The organism is Brenneria nigrifluens DSM 30175 = ATCC 13028, assembly GCF_005484965.1.
Classification (GTDB): domain Bacteria; phylum Pseudomonadota; class Gammaproteobacteria; order Enterobacterales; family Enterobacteriaceae; genus Brenneria; species Brenneria nigrifluens.
The window spans coordinates 3,357,342-3,372,384 of record NZ_CP034036.1 but is presented as its reverse complement, the minus strand read 5'-3'; the positions used below and the strand labels follow the sequence as shown (position 1 = coordinate 3,372,384).

12 protein-coding genes and 5 tRNA genes are annotated in these 15,043 nt (G+C 55.0%); 2 read left to right on the top strand and 15 right to left on the bottom strand.

The features are described 5' to 3' along the window. Positions 1–3: 3 nt before the first annotated feature. Complete coding sequence (gene leuS / locus EH206_RS15735; protein ID WP_009113813.1) at positions 4–2,586, bottom strand: leucine--tRNA ligase; 2,583 nt, start codon at positions 2,584–2,586, stop codon at positions 4–6. A gap of 332 nt (positions 2,587–2,918) precedes the next feature. Here leuS and EH206_RS15730 point away from each other — a divergent pair, with 332 nt between their 5' ends. Next, positions 2,919–3,401: a zinc ribbon-containing protein gene (locus tag EH206_RS15730; RefSeq protein ID WP_009113812.1), complete on the top strand. Its 483-nt coding sequence runs from the start codon at positions 2,919–2,921 to the stop codon at positions 3,399–3,401. 44 nt (positions 3,402–3,445) lie between these two features. On the opposite strand, the gene EH206_RS15725 is transcribed toward EH206_RS15730, so the two are convergent. From EH206_RS15725 to miaB, 9 genes are all read right to left on the bottom strand, one after another. Beyond that, positions 3,446–4,171, bottom strand: a complete 726-nt coding sequence (locus tag EH206_RS15725; RefSeq protein ID WP_009113811.1) for an amino acid ABC transporter ATP-binding protein — start codon at positions 4,169–4,171, stop codon at positions 3,446–3,448. Further along, complete coding sequence (gene gltK, locus EH206_RS15720) at positions 4,171–4,845, bottom strand: glutamate/aspartate ABC transporter permease GltK (protein ID WP_009113810.1); 675 nt, start codon at positions 4,843–4,845, stop codon at positions 4,171–4,173. The genes EH206_RS15725 and gltK overlap by 1 nt, the downstream gene beginning before the upstream one ends. Before the next feature lie 3 nt (positions 4,846–4,848). Further along, on the bottom strand, positions 4,849–5,589 hold the full coding sequence (locus tag EH206_RS15715) for an amino acid ABC transporter permease (RefSeq protein ID WP_009113809.1): 741 nt from the start codon (positions 5,587–5,589) through the stop codon (positions 4,849–4,851). 356 nt (positions 5,590–5,945) lie between these two features. Beyond that, the gene (locus EH206_RS15710; protein ID WP_009113808.1) at positions 5,946–6,845 is read right to left on the bottom strand and encodes an amino acid ABC transporter substrate-binding protein; all 900 of its coding nucleotides are present in this window, start codon (positions 6,843–6,845) and stop codon (positions 5,946–5,948) included. Positions 6,846–7,281: 436 nt separating this feature from the next. Continuing rightward, the gene (gene lnt / locus EH206_RS15705; protein ID WP_009113807.1) at positions 7,282–8,811 is read right to left on the bottom strand and encodes an apolipoprotein N-acyltransferase; all 1,530 of its coding nucleotides are present in this window, start codon (positions 8,809–8,811) and stop codon (positions 7,282–7,284) included. Between the two features lie 7 nt (positions 8,812–8,818). Then, complete coding sequence (gene corC, locus EH206_RS15700; protein ID WP_009113806.1) at positions 8,819–9,697, bottom strand: CNNM family magnesium/cobalt transport protein CorC; 879 nt, start codon at positions 9,695–9,697, stop codon at positions 8,819–8,821. Between the two features lie 115 nt (positions 9,698–9,812). Beyond that, positions 9,813–10,292 carry an rRNA maturation RNase YbeY gene (ybeY, locus tag EH206_RS15695; protein ID WP_009113805.1) on the bottom strand — a complete coding sequence of 160 codons (480 nt, stop codon included), beginning with the start codon at positions 10,290–10,292 and terminating at the stop codon, positions 9,813–9,815. After that, positions 10,289–11,344, bottom strand: a complete 1,056-nt coding sequence (locus tag EH206_RS15690; protein ID WP_009113804.1) for a PhoH family protein — start codon at positions 11,342–11,344, stop codon at positions 10,289–10,291. The genes ybeY and EH206_RS15690 overlap by 4 nt, the downstream gene beginning before the upstream one ends. A 254-nt stretch (positions 11,345–11,598) precedes the next feature. Continuing rightward, positions 11,599–13,023, bottom strand: a complete 1,425-nt coding sequence (gene miaB / locus EH206_RS15685; protein WP_009113803.1) for a tRNA (N6-isopentenyl adenosine(37)-C2)-methylthiotransferase MiaB — start codon at positions 13,021–13,023, stop codon at positions 11,599–11,601. A 211-nt stretch (positions 13,024–13,234) separates the two neighbouring features. Here miaB and ubiF point away from each other — a divergent pair, with 211 nt between their 5' ends. After that, positions 13,235–14,401, top strand: coding sequence for a 3-demethoxyubiquinol 3-hydroxylase (gene ubiF, locus EH206_RS15680; RefSeq protein WP_136163847.1), 1,167 nt, complete (start codon positions 13,235–13,237; stop codon positions 14,399–14,401). Between the two features lie 90 nt (positions 14,402–14,491). Here ubiF and EH206_RS15675 read toward each other — a convergent pair. From EH206_RS15675 to EH206_RS15655, 5 genes are all read right to left on the bottom strand, one after another. Then, positions 14,492–14,566: transfer RNA gene (locus EH206_RS15675), tRNA-Gln, on the bottom strand. Between the two features lie 6 nt (positions 14,567–14,572). Beyond that, positions 14,573–14,649, bottom strand: a tRNA-Met gene (locus tag EH206_RS15670). A gap of 56 nt (positions 14,650–14,705) precedes the next feature. Then, positions 14,706–14,780: transfer RNA gene (locus tag EH206_RS15665), tRNA-Gln, on the bottom strand. Between the two features lie 56 nt (positions 14,781–14,836). Beyond that, positions 14,837–14,921: transfer RNA gene (locus EH206_RS15660), tRNA-Leu, on the bottom strand. A 6-nt stretch (positions 14,922–14,927) separates the two neighbouring features. Next, a tRNA-Met gene (locus tag EH206_RS15655) sits at positions 14,928–15,004 on the bottom strand. Positions 15,005–15,043 lie beyond the last annotated feature (39 nt).

Here is a 15,043-nt window from a genome sequence, read left to right as displayed (position 1 = left end):
GCCTTAACCCACAACCAGGTTAAGCAGTTTGCCAGGGACATAAATCACTTTACGCACAGTGACGCCGTCCAGGTATTTCGCCACCAGAGGTTCCTGGGCGGCGCGTTCGCGCACTTGATCCTGACCGGCATCGGCGGCGACGGTGATTTTACCGCGTACCTTACCGTTAACCTGAATCACCACCAGTTTGGAATCTTCCACCATGGCGTTTCCATCGGCGACCGGCCACGGAGCGGTATCGATATCGCCTTCGCCTTGCAATGCCTGCCACAGTATAAAGCAAACGTGCGGGGTGAACGGATAAAGCATACGCACCACCGCCAGCAGGGTTTCCTGCGTCAGGGCGCGATCCTGCGCGCTTTCCTGCGGCGCCTTGGCCAGCTTGTTCATCAGCTCCATGATGGCGGCGATGGCGGTGTTAAAGGTTTGGCGCCGGCCGATATCATCGGTCACCTTGGCGATGGTTTTATGCAGATCGCGACGCAGCGCTTTCTGATCTTCCGTCAGCGACGTCACATCCAGCGCCGCAACCGGACCTTTCGCCGTATGGTCGAAGGCCTGTTTCCAGACGCGCTTCAGGAAGCGGTTCGCCCCTTCAACCCCGGACTCCTGCCATTCCAGCGTCATTTCCGCCGGGGAGGCGAACATCATAAACAGCCGGACGGTATCCGCACCATATTTTTCAACCATCACCTGCGGGTCGATGCCGTTGTTCTTGGACTTCGACATTTTACTCATACCCGCATAGACCACCTCGCGGCCTGCGTTGTCGATAGCCTTGACGATGCGGCCTTTCTCATCGCGTTCGACGGTGACGTCCGCCGGGGAGACCCAGATGCGCTCGCCGTTATCGCCGGGGTAATAGAAAGCGTCCGCCAGCACCATGCCCTGGCACAGCAGGCGTTTGGCCGGTTCGTCGGAGTTGACCAGACCGGCGTCGCGCAGCAGCTTGTGGAAGAAGCGGAAGTACATCAGGTGCATGATGGCGTGTTCGATGCCGCCGACATACTGATCCACCGGCAGCCAGTAGTTGGCTGCGGCGGGGTCCAGCATGCCCTTATCGTACTGCGGGCAGGTGTAGCGCGCGTAGTACCAGGACGACTCCATAAAGGTATCGAAGGTATCGGTTTCGCGCAGCGCCGGGCGGCCGTTGACGGTGGTTTTCGCCCACTCGGGGTTGGCCTTCAGCGGGCTGGTGATGCCGTCCATCACCACGTCTTCCGGCAGCACTACCGGTAGTTGATCTTCCGGCGTCGGAATAACGGTGCCGTCTTCCAGCGTGATCATGGGAATGGGCGCGCCCCAGTAGCGCTGACGGGAAACTCCCCAGTCGCGCAGGCGGTAGTTGACTTTACGTTCGCCGATGCCCAGTGTGACCAGCTTATCGGCAATGGCGTTGAAGGCGGTTTCAAAATCCATACCGTCGAACTCGCCGGAGTTGAACAGACGGCCTTTTTCGGTCATCGCCTGCGCCGACAGGTCGGGTTCGCCGCCGTCGCCGTTGAGGATAACCGGTTTGATGGTCAGACCGTACTTGCTGGCGAACTCCCAGTCGCGCTGATCGTGTCCCGGCACCGCCATTACGGCGCCGGTGCCGTAATCCATCAGTACGAAATTCGCCGCCCAGATCGCCACCTTTTCGCCGTTCAGCGGATGAATGGCATACAGGCCGGTGGACATGCCCTTCTTCTCCATGGTGGCCATGTCGGCTTCGGCCACTTTGGTATTGCGGCATTCTTCGATAAAGTCGGCCAGCGCCGGGTTATTGGCGGCTGCCTGCTGCGCCAGCGGGTGGCCGGCGGCGACGGCAACGTAGGTCACGCCCATAAAGGTATCGGGGCGGGTGGTATAGACGCTCAGTTTCTCCTGGCTGTCGGCCACGTCAAAGGTGATTTCAACCCCTTCGGAACGGCCAATCCAGTTGCGCTGCATAGTTTTGACCTGTTCGGGCCAGCTTTCCAGCGTATCCAGATCGTTGAGCAACTGATCGGCATAGGCGGTGATTTTGATAAACCACTGCGGAATTTCCTTGCGCTCGACTTTGCTGTCGCAGCGCCAGCAGCAACCGTCGATAACCTGCTCGTTGGCCAGCACGGTCTGATCGTTCGGACACCAGTTCACCGCGGAGGTTTTTTTGTAAACCAGGCCTTTTTCATACAGTTTGGTGAAGAACCACTGTTCCCAGCGATAGTAGTCGGGTTTACAGGTGGCGACTTCGCGATCCCAGTCATAGCCGAAGCCCAACAGCTTCAACTGGTTTTTCATATATTCGATATTTGCGTAAGTCCAGGGGGCGGGGGCGGTGTTGTTTTTAACCGCCGCGCCTTCGGCGGGCAGGCCGAACGCATCCCAGCCGATCGGCTGCAGCACGTTTTTCCCCAGCATGCGCTGATAGCGAGAGATCACGTCGCCGATGGTGTAATTACGAACGTGTCCCATATGTAGACGGCCAGAAGGGTAGGGCAGCATGGAAAGACAGTAATACTTTTCCTTGCCAGGTTCTTCGGTCACTTTGAATGTCCGCTTTTCTTGCCAGTGAAGCTGGACGTGCGCTTCTATCTCTTCTGGGCGGTATTGCTCTTGCATGGCTGCCAGGGGTCCTATTGAGTCAAAGAAGAGCGACGCCGGTAGCGCGCTCCGATTCATAACAAAAGATCCGCATAGCATAGCTGATAAGCGAGTAAGGCAACAACACCCTGTTCCCGACGGAGGAATATTTCTGATTTGTGAGGCGCAAACGGATGAAAATCACCCAAATATGGCGGCCATCCCGGTAGTGGGGGGAAAATGGTCTAAAATAGAGGGAGATATAACCAATGAGTTGTAAGGCGCGGGAAAACTGTCCGACCAGTCGGATGCAGTCAGACACCGAGAAAGTAGTGCGCATCGCATTTCAACCGGCATAGGCAGGAGGAAGCATGAGTAAAGTAGCCCGCTACTACCGCGAGTTAATGGCTTTGGTGACGACCCGGCTGAACAATGGCGAACGGGATATCGACGGTCTGGTGCAAAGGGCGCGGCAGACGTTGCAGGAAAGCTCGGAGTTGACGCAAAAAGAGATCGAGCAGGTGATTCAGGCCGTGCAGCGCGACCTGGAGGAGTTCGCCCGCAGCTACGGTGAGAGCCAGGATGAATTTACCGATAGCGTCTTTATGCGGGTTATCAAGGAGAGCCTGTGGCAGGAACTGGCGGATATCACCGATAAAACCCAGTTGGAGTGGCGGGAAATCTTTAAGGATGTCAGCCGTCACGGAGTTTATCACAGCGGCGAGGTGGTGGGATTAGGCGATTTGGTGTGTGAAAACTGCCATCACCATATCGCCTTTTATACGCCGGAAATTTTGCCGCTTTGCCCCAAATGCTCGCACGACCAGTTCCATCGCCAGCCGTTCCAGCCATAGGGCGTTGATGAAACAAGCGCGCCCGTGGGCACGCTTGCGGTACATCAGTGCAGGATCTTGGCCAGAAAGTCTTTGGCGCGATCGGACTGCGGATTATTGAAGAAATCGTCTTTCGGGGTATCTTCAATAATTTTCCCTTCATCCATAAAAATGACCCGGTGCGCCACCTTGCGGGCAAAACCCATTTCATGGGTCACCACCATCATGGTCATCCCTTCCTGCGCCAGCTCCACCATCACGTCCAGCACTTCGTTGATCATTTCCGGATCGAGTGCCGAGGTGGGTTCATCGAACAGCATGGCGATGGGGTCCATACAGAGCGCGCGGGCAATGGCGACGCGCTGCTGCTGACCGCCGGAAAGCTGGCCGGGGTATTTATTGGCCTGCACCGACAGGCCGACGCGCTCCAGCAGCTTTTGCGCTTTCACCTTCGCTTCCTGACGATCGCGTTTCAGCACTTTTACCTGCGCCAGCGTCAGGTTTTCGATGATCGACAGATGCGGAAACAGTTCAAAATGCTGGAACACCATGCCGACTTTTGAACGCAACTGGGCCAGATTGGTCTTTTTATCGTTAACGATAATGCCGTTGACTTCGATTTCGCCTTTCTGGATCGGTTCCAGGCCGTTAACGGTTTTAATTAAGGTCGATTTACCGGAGCCGGAAGGGCCGCAAACCACGACTACTTCACCTTTTTTCACTTCCGTGGAGCAGTCGGTTAGCACCTGAAATTGGCCATACCATTTAGAAACATTTTTCAGGAAAATCATCAAACCGTCCTTTTTTTCAGGTAACTGACCAGCATTGATGCGCTAATGCTGATGATAAAATAGATAAATCCGGCAAACAGGATCATTTCAACCTGGGTTCCGTCGCGTTCCCCGATGGAGGAGGCGGTACGGAAGAAATCAGCCAGACTGAGTACGTAAACCAGCGACGTATCCTGAAACAGGACGATACCCTGCGTCAGCAGCAGGGGAACCATGGCGCGGAACGCCTGCGGCAGGACCACCAGTTTCATCGACTGCCAGTTCGTCATGCCCAGCGCCAATGCGGCTGATGCCTGCCCGCGTGCCACGCTGAGTATGCCGGCGCGGATAATTTCAGAATAATAGGCCGCCTCAAACAGTGAGAAGGCTACCATAGCCGAAATCAGGCGAATATCCGTTTTCGGCGAAAGGCCGAGCACATTTTGCAATAAGCTGGGCACCACCAGATAGAACCACAGCAGCACCATCACCAACGGCACGGAGCGGAACACGTTCACGTACAGCTTGGCGAACCAGCTGATGGGTTTTATCGAGGAGAGGCGCATAACCGCCAGAATCGTCCCCCAGATAATACCGACAATCACCGCGGTAACGGTGATTTTAAGCGTTACCACCATGCCTTGCAGCAGGTAGGGCAGACTCGGCCCGATTGAACTCCAGTCAAATTCATACATGGCTTATTTGCTCCCCATATTGCCCGGCAAACGGGTTTTCTGCTCTACCACCTGCATGATCAGCATAATGATGGCGTTAATACCGACATAGGCCAGCGTGATCGCGGTGAAAGACTCATAGGCATGAGCGGAGTAATCCAGCAGTTTCCCGGCCTGCGCCGCCATATCCACCAGCCCGATGGTCGAGGCGATGGCGGAGTTTTTGACCAGGTTAAGCATTTCCGAGGTTAACGGCGGAACAATAACGCGATAGGCGTTGGGTAATAACACGTAGCGATAGGTCTGCGGCAGCGTGAGTCCCATTGCCAACCCCGCGGCCTGCTGGCCGCGCGGCAACGACTGGATGCCGGCCCGCACCTGTTCACATACCCGGGCCGCGGTAAATAACCCCAGACATACCATTGAAGACACAAAGAACTGGATATTGGGATCGAGCTCGGCTTTAAACCACATACCGATATCGACCGGCAATAATTCCGGCACCACCAGATACCAGGTAAAAAATTGTACGATCAGCGGTACGTTACGGAATAATTCGACGTAGCAAGTACCAATTCCCGCCAGAAAGCGATTAGGGACGGTACGTAAAATACCAAACAGGGATCCAAGGAAAAATGCGATGAGCCAAGCGCATATGGATAATGCGATCGTCACTTGCAGGCCGGACAATATCCACCCGAGATAGGTGGTATTACCGAAAGGGGCCGCTTGCAGAAATATGCCCCAGTTCCAATCTATTGACATAACAAACTCCGGTAAAAAAAAGGTAGCGAGGCTACCCTGAAGATTGATGAGCGGCAATGAACATGCGGTGGGGAACGACCACCGGATACCTATCTGTCCTGCCGCGAATCAGCAATCATAGGGCAGGTATTTCTGATGTCTGCCCTTATACTCGTCATACTTCAAGTTGCAGATGCGTTGGCTGCGCTCAGTCACCCGAATCACTTACTTGAGTAAGCTCATCGGGATTAATGAGAGACATCCTGTCTCTCACAGGAGGCCAGCCGTTGGCTGGTCAAATTCGTTCCCGACGAATTTGTCCTTCACTTGCCGCCTTCCTGCAACTCGAATTATTTAGAGTAACTTTTCATTATTAATTAGTTTAAAGCCTTATCATTCGGCGCCTTGAACAGGGCTTTCATTTCTTCGGAAAGCGCGAAGTTCAGATTGAGATCTCTTGGCGGGATCGGTTGTTTGAACCAGCGATCAAACCATTTTTCGGCTTCGCCGGAGGTCTGAACTTCAGCGATGGTGTCATCAACCAGTTTTTTGAATTGCGGATCGTCCTTACGCAGCATACAGCCGTAGGCTTCTTCCGATTGCGCGGTGCCGACGATATCCCACTGATCCGCATTTTTGGCTTTGGCGCGTTCGCCCGCCAGCAAGGCGTCATCCATCATAAAGGCCACCGCGCGTCCGCTTTCCAGCGTCCGGAAAGAGTCGCCGTGGTCTTTGGCGCTGATGATGCGCAATTTCAGCTGTTTCTCTTCGTTCAGCTTATTGAGCAGAATCTCGGACGTGGTGCCGGAGGTAACTACCACGGTTTTACCCGCCAGATCCGGAAAATCTTTGATGCCGGAATCTTTTTTGGTCAACAAACGGGTGCCGACAACAAAAATCGTATTAGAGAAAGCGGCCTGTTTCTGTCGTTCAAGGTTGTTGGTCGTTGAGCCGCATTCCAGATCGAAGGTGCCGTTCTGCAATAGCGGAATACGGTTTTGCGAGGTGATGGGCAATAATTTAACCTGCAGATTAGGCGCATCTATCTTCTGCTTGACGGCTTCGACGATTTTATCGGCGTAGGCCTGAGAATAACCGACAACTTTTTGCTGGTTATCGTAGTAAGAAAAAGGAACGGATGATTCGCGATGGCCGATAACGATAACGCCATTATCTTTTACTTTTTTCAGCGTACCCGCCAATTCTTCGGCCTGGGCCGCCAGACTGGCTGTAGTACCAAGCAGAAGCAGTGATAGTGCCAGTTTACGCATTTGCATGTTCTAACTCCTTTGCTGTAGTGATGGCGCTGTAGTTGCAGATCTATAGCTGCGGATCTGTCATGGTCGATCTTGTTGTTGTCGATCTAGCGTTGTAGCGCTAAATCAAGGATGACGTTCCGCTCTGCGGTACAAAAATCATGCACCGCTAAAGAGCGAAGTAACGACGATACTGTTAAAAAATAGCTCATTGTAAATGGATTGATGTGAAAATGTTTGTTTTTTGCGAGTTGATGCGCACCAATGATAAGCATAAAAATTCCATTGCACTAATTTAGTGCGCAGCTTGCCCCAAATATGAGCGCTTTCGCAGCAAAACAGCAAAAAAACATTGCGACAATCATTTACAAGATATTAAGAGGCAAAGATCGTGCCAATGAATACCTCAAGGCATGAGTTAACATGCCTTTGGCGTGAAGTCTGCGCGAGAGGAGGGTTAACGGCGACGTCGGCTGAAGATAATGGCGATAAAACCGCCCAGCAGGGTAATAACCCATAGGGGCCAGGAACCGAAACGGGCGTAGGGGGTAAGCCCGGAAGCGGGAACGACCTGGGTATCCAGCACCGCGCGGGTAAACTGCGGCAGGCTGGCGCTGATGGCGCCGTCAGGGGAGATCACGGCGGTAACGCCGTTGTTGGTGCCGCGCACCAAAGGACGGCCTAACTCCAGCGCGCGCATCCGCGCCATCTGGAAGTGCTGCCACGGTCCGATGGAGTGGCCGAACCAGGCGTCGTTCGAAATGGTCAGCAGCATATCCGTGTCTTCACGGAAGTTATCCCGCATCTGCTGGCCCAGGATAATTTCGTAGCAGATGGCCGGGGTCAGCTTATAGCCGTTAACGTCCAATTGCGGCTGGATGTAATTGCCGCGGCTGAAAGAGGACATCGGTAAATCGAAAAGCGGCGCCAGCGGGCGCAGCAGCGTTTCCAGCGGAACAAATTCGCCAAACGGCACCAGGTGATGCTTGTTGTAACGGTTGGTGGTTGGATAGTGGTAAGGGTTTTTATCGCCCAGCACGATAATGCTGTTGTAATCATCAAACAGGGAGCCATTGCGACGCGAGTCGACAATACCGGTAACCAGGCGGCTATTGTGGCTGCGCAGCAGCTCATCGAGCTGCGCAAGGTAAGGACCCTGGCGTACCTCGATGTCCGGAATGGCCGATTCGGGCCAGATGATAATCGGCGCCTTATCCAGATAGGGCAGGCTGTTATCCAGATAGGTTCTCAGCGTACTCAGCAGCTGTTCCGGGTTCCATTTCAGTTCCTGAGGAATATTGCCCTGTACCAGCGCGACATTTACCGCGCGTTCCGGCCGCAGGTTATACCATTGAATATTACGCAGCGACCATGGCAAGGCCAGTAGCGCCAGGGCGATAACCGCAGGCCCGATACGGCGTTGATGCAGGGCGAAAGTCAGCAGGCCGCTGATGCTCACCAGCAAGAAGGTAATGGCGTCGACGCCCAGAATTGGCGCGATTCCTTTCAGCGGGCCGTTAATCTGGCTGTAGCCAAACTGCAGCCACGGAAAACCGGTGAGCACCCAGCCGCGCAGAAATTCGGTCACCTGCCACAGCACGGGCGCGGCGATCGCCAGGCGCCACCAGGTGGTTTTGGGCCACAACCGCGCCAGCAGAACGGAAAACAGCAACGGATAGAGCGCCAGATAGGCGGCCAGCAGCACCACCAGCGCGACGTTGACCGGCTCGGGCATGCCGCCGAACTGGGCAATGCTGACGTATACCCAGTTTACGCCGCTGCCGAACAGGCCTAATCCCCAACTGAAGCCGATCCAGGCTGACTGGCGTACGGTTCGATTCAGCAGCAGGGCCTGTAATCCCATCAGGGCGAGCGGCGCCGCCGGCCAGATATCAAATGGAGAAAACGCCAATGTGCCGCAGGCGCCGAACAAGAGCGCCAGCAGGACGCGAACCTGCTGGCGTTGAAGTAAAGAGAGTACGGCCATTGTCAAATTAGTCTTCCAGTTGCGGTTGAGGCGCGTTGTCAGGGATCCGGACGTGTACCTGAATGATACGGCGGCTGTCGGCCATGGCGACTTTAAACAGGTAACCTTCTATTTCGACGGTTTCCCCGCGGGCGGGCAGGTGGCCGAAAGACTGCATGATTAAACCGCCGATGGTATCGACCTCTTCGTCGCTGAACTGCGTGCCGAACGCTTCATTGAAGTCTTCAATGTCGGTGAGCGCGCGCACGGTATAGGTGTTGCGGTTGAGCTGGCGAATATCGCGGTCTTCCTCGTCGTCGTATTCGTCTTCAATCTCGCCGACGATCAATTCAAGAATGTCTTCAATGGTTACCAGACCGGAAACGCCGCCGAATTCGTCAATCACGATGGCCATGTGATAGCGCAGAGAGCGGAATTCGTTCAGCATGCGGTCGACGCGTTTGCTTTCCGGCACCACCACCGCGGAGCGCAGCACTTTATCCATGCTGAACGGCTCGGAATCGCTGCGCATAAACGGCAGCAGGTCTTTGGCCATCAGGATCCCTTCGATATGATCTTTATCTTCGCTGATGACGGGAAAGCGGGAATGGGCGGATTCGATAATGACATCCAGGCACTCTTCCAGCGTTTGATTGTGTTTCAGGGTGATCATCTGCGAACGTGGGATCATGATATCGCGCACGCGCTGCTCGGCGATATCCATCACGCCCTCGAGCATATCGCGGGTTTCCGGATCAATCAGGTCGTTCTGTTCCGAATCACGGATAAGCGTCAGCAGATCGTTGCGATCTTTCGGTTCACCGTGAAAAAGCTGATTGAGAATAAGGGAAAAGAAACCCTTCTTGGGACTGGGGCTATCGCTGTTTTGAGAATGGTCGTCGCTCATGGCGTTTTAGTGAATATCACTCATGTTAATGAATAATTATCAGCAGGTTGGGAGTAAACATGATGCAGCCTGACTGACGTGGAAATAAGCAATTGCGTAAAATCAAATTGGCTATTTAATCGGCAAGGCCGTCTTTTTCCGCAAGATAGGGATCGGCATACCCCATATTTTGCATAATCTCCGTTTCCAGCGCTTCCATTTCTTCGGCTTCGCCGTCTTCGATATGGTCATACCCTAGCAGATGCAGACTACCATGGACAACCATATGTGCCCAGTGCTCCTCAGGCGTCTTTTCCTGCTCGACCGCTTCCAGTTCCACCACCTGACGGCAGATGATTAAATCGCCCAGCAGGGGAAGCTCCACTTCCGGCGGCGCTTCAAACGGGAAGGAGAGCACGTTGGTCGGCTTGTCTTTACCCCGGTAGGTGTGATTCAGATGGCGGCTTTCCGCCTCGTCCACGATGCGGATAGTCACCTCTGAAACCGCCTGAAACTGGGGCAGAACCCCATCCAGCCAGCGCTGGAAATCTTTTTCATCAGGCAGGCCCTGGGCCTGCTCGCTGGCAATTTGTAAATCGAGAATGACCTGGCTCATTTGCGTTCCTGCTCTGAAGCCGACTGCGCTTCCCGTTTGCGTTGTTCCGCCAGCGCGTCTTTGCGTTTCTGGTCGGCAAGCTCCCAGGCTTCATAGGCATTGACGATGCGGGCCACCACAGGGTGGCGCACCACGTCTTCGCTGTTGAAGAAATTAAAGCTGATTTCCTCGACCTCGGCCAGTACTTCGATGGCGTGGCGCAAGCCCGATTTCTGGTTGCGCGGCAGGTCAATCTGCGTGACGTCGCCGGTGATCACCGCCTTGGAGTTAAAGCCGATGCGGGTCAGAAACATCTTCATTTGCTCAATGCTGGTATTCTGGCTTTCATCCAGAATGATAAACGCATCGTTCAGGGTACGGCCACGCATGTAAGCCAACGGCGCTACTTCGATCACATTACGTTCAATCAGCTTTTCGACTTTCTCGAACCCGAGCATTTCAAACAGGGCGTCATACAGCGGACGCAGGTAGGGGTCGACCTTCTGGCTCAGATCGCCGGGCAGAAAGCCCAGTTTCTCGCCGGCTTCCACGGCGGGGCGCGTCAGCAGAATACGGCGGATTTCCTGACGTTCGAGGGCGTCGACGGCGGCGGCCACGGCCAGATAGGTTTTCCCCGTCCCCGCCGGGCCGACGCCGAAGGTGATGTCGTGATCCAACACGTTGGCGATATATTGCGCCTGATTGGGGGTACGCGGTTTAATCACGCCGCGCTTGGTGCGGATGTTAATCGCTTTGCCGTAATCCGGAACGCTTTCGGCCGACTGTTCCAGCGCGCGCGATTCTTTAATGGCAAGGTGAATCTGCTCGGGCTCGACATCGCCGATGGCGCCGCGCACTGGAGCGGTATCGACGTACAGACGGTGCAGAATATCGGCGGCGGCCTCTACGCAGAGCGTTTTGCCGACCAGCTTGAATCTATTATCCTGCCGATTAATCTCAATGCCCAAACGGCGCTCCAGCTGTTTAACGTTGTCGTCAAACGGGCCGCAGAGGCTTTGCAGGCGTTGGTTATCTGCGGGTTCAAGGGCAATCTCTTTTGTCGTTACGTTCAAATTATTCCTCTTGGGCTTTAGCGGCAGGCCGCGTGACGACCTGTATCAGATAGCGCAGTTTTCGCTGTGCCACATGCATGAATTATTTATCGCTAATGGCAAATGGCGCAAGTAGCAATACCTATATTGGGATTGCGTCTTGCAAATCCAAATGCAACAGCAGGCCGAAAGTGCTTATCTCCGCGACTGCAAATAAGAAAAATGGATGGCAACGCCACCCATAGCTTGGAGATGCAACCCGCTTCGCACAGCAATCAGGGCTGGTAGATCCCCACGCCGATTTCGTTCTCTTTACGGGTACGGGCAATCACCGCGGAAGGGGATTCGTGCACGCGCAGATCCATCTGATCTTCGGTGCGCACCACAATACCGCGTAACGAGTTAGGGTAGACGTCGACGATTTCCACATCGACAAACTTGCCGATCATCTCCGGCGTGCCTTCAAAGTTGACCACCCGGTTGTTCTCCGTGCGCCCTGACAGCTCCATCACGCTCTTGCGCGAGGTGCCTTCCACCAGAATGCGCTGGATGGTGCCCTGCATGCGGCGGCTGTATTGCATCGCCTGCTGGCTGATGCGCTCCTGCAAAATGTACAAACGCTGCTTTTTCTCTTCTTCCGTGACGTCGTCCACCATGTCCGCCGCCGGGGTTCCCGGTCGAGCGGAGTAAATAAAGCTGAAGCTCATATCGAAATTGACATCGGCGATCAGCTTCATGGTCTGTTCAAAGTCCGCCTGCGTCTCGCCGGGGAAACCGACGATAAAGTCCGAGCTGACCTGAATACCCGGACGCGCGTTGTGCAGCTTGCGGATGATCGACTTGTATTCAAGCGCGGTGTGGCGGCGTTTCATCATGGTCAGCACGCGGTCGGAGCCGCTCTGTACCGGTAAATGCAGGAAGCTGACCAGTTCCGGCGTATCTTCATAGACGCTAATAATGTCGTCGGTGAATTCAATCGGATGGCTGGTGGTGAAACGAATGCGATCAATGCCGTCGATGGCCGCCACCAGACGCAGCAGCTCGGCGAATGAGCAGATTTCACCGTTGTAGGTGGCGCCGCGGTAGGCGTTGACGTTCTGCCCCAGCAGGTTCACTTCTCGCACGCCTTGCTCCGCCAACTGGGCGATTTCAAACAGCACGTCATCGCACGGGCGGCTGACTTCTTCGCCGCGCGTATAGGGCACGACGCAGAAGGTGCAGTATTTGTTGCAGCCTTCCATAATGGAAACAAACGCCGTCGGTCCTTCCGCTTTGGGTTCCGGCAGACGGTCGAACTTTTCGATTTCAGGAAAGCTGATATCCACCACCGGGCTGCGGGTTCCCTGTACGTGGTTAATCATTTCCGGCAGGCGGTGTAATGTCTGGGGGCCGAAAATCACATCGACATAGTGCGCGCGTTCCCGGATGTGGGCCCCTTCCTGCGAGGCCACGCAGCCGCCAACGCCGATGATCAGATTCGGATTGATATCTTTCAGCGCTTTCCAGCGTCCAAGTTGATGGAAGACCTTTTCCTGCGCCTTTTCACGGATGGAACAGGTATTCAGCAGTAGAACATCCGCCTCTTCCGCGACCTCGGTTAGTTCATAACCGTGCGTACTTCCCAGTAAATCAGCCATCTTGGATGAATCGTACTCGTTCATCTGACAGCCCCAGGTTTTAATATGCAGTTTTTTTGTCATCGACTTGCCATTACTCAGTGCGGGTAAGAAAGCTTTCCCTTTATTGGGGGCGCGTATTGTAATCTTTTGCTGCCGTTGTGACCAGAGTTCGCAAACATTCGCTTTGGTAGGGCGGCCGGCTTTTATAAAAAGTCGGCCTGAAATCCAGTACACTGTTTTCTATATTTCTTTGCTGATAATAAGAAGCATAGCCAGATAGGGATAAACCAGTATGCATTATGATGCGATCGTTGTCGGGGGCGGAATGGTGGGGGCTGCCATTGCATTGGGACTAGCCCGCAATGATTTTCATGTGGCGGTTATCGAGCAGGAATTACCCGTCCCTTTTGACCCCGCCAGTGCGCCGAACTTACGTATTTCGGCGATCGGCCATGGTTCCGTTGCCCTGCTGAAACGGCTTGGCGCCTGGCCGCGGGTGCAACGGATGCGCAGCGCCCCTTATCGCCGCCTGGAAACCTGGGAATGGGATAATGCCCGCGTGGTGTTCGATGCGGCGGATATCCGGTTACCCGAACTGGGTTTTATGGTGGAAAACCGGGTATTGCAACTGGCGTTATGGGCCGCCCTGAATGAGGTTGAGCGCTGCCGTTGCTACTGCCCGAGCGGTCTGCAGAGCATGCTGCGCACGGACGCGGGATGGCTGTTGCAGCTTGATGACGGACAGCGCCTGACGGCGCCGCTGGTGATAGGCGCTGACGGCGCCAACTCCCGGGTCCGCCAGTGGGCGGGGATTGGCGTCAGCGGCTGGCAGTATCGTCAGTCCTGCATGCTGATCGGCGTGGAGAGCTCGCTCCCCCAGCAGGATGTTACCTGGCAGCAGTTTACGCCCGCCGGACCGCGCGCTTTCCTGCCGCTGTTCGACAATTGGGGATCGCTGGTGTGGTATGACAGCCCGCAGCGCATCCGTCAGCTTCAGGCCATGCCGCTCGCCCAGTTGGATAAGGAGATTGCGGCGACCTTCCCGCAACGCCTGGAACGGGTGAAAGCGTTGGCCGCCGGCTCCTTTCCCTTGGTGCGGCGCCATGCGCAAACCTATGTGCAACCGGGGCTGGCGCTGCTGGGCGACGCGGCGCATACCATCAATCCGCTGGCCGGGCAGGGGGTGAACCTGGGATATCGGGACGTGGAGGCATTGCTGGAGGTGTTAACCCATGCCCGCGATGCCGGCGAGGCGTGGTGCTCGGAGTCGGTATTACGCCGCTACCAGCGTCGCCGTATGCCGGATAATCTGCTGATGCAAAGCGGTATGGATTTGTTCTACAGCGCTTTCAGCAATTCGCTTGCGCCGCTCGGTGTGGCGCGCAATCTGGCATTGATGGCCGCGCAGCGCGCCGGCGGGTTAAAACAGCGTGCGTTGAAGTATGCGATTGGTGTTTAAGCGGGAGCGTTTTTTAACGTCGCTGAGCGACGGCCCGAGGGGGAGGCTGCCATAAAAAAGCCCGCGTTAGCGGGCTTTTTTATATTGATTTGGCTGGGGTACCAGGATTCGAACCTGGGAATGCCGGAATCAGAATCCGGTGCCTTACCGCTTGGCGATACCCCAAAAATGTGGTGGCTACGACGGGAATCGAACCTGTGACCCCAGCATTATGAGTGCTGTGCTCTAACCAGCTGAGCTACGTAGCCAAATCGTACTGCCGTTTTTGTTATGTTTCAACAAAAATTTTTAAATATCAATTAGATGGCTGGGGTACCTGGATTCGAACCAGGGAATGCCGGTATCAAAAACCGGTGCCTTACCGCTTGGCGATACCCCAAAACTAAGTAAAACCATTATCAAGCTTCGAAAAGCTATTTCAAGCCGTGAAAGTAATGGTGCGGGAGGCGAGACTTGAACTCGCACACCTTGCGGCGCCAGAACCTAAATCTGGTGCGTCTACCAATTTCGCCACTCCCGCAAAAGATGGTGGCTACGACGGGAATCGAACCTGTGACCCCAGCATTATGAGTGCTGTGCTCTAACCAGCTGAGCTACGTAGCCATCTTTTCCGCGTCACCTTCATCGGCGTTGCGGGGCGCA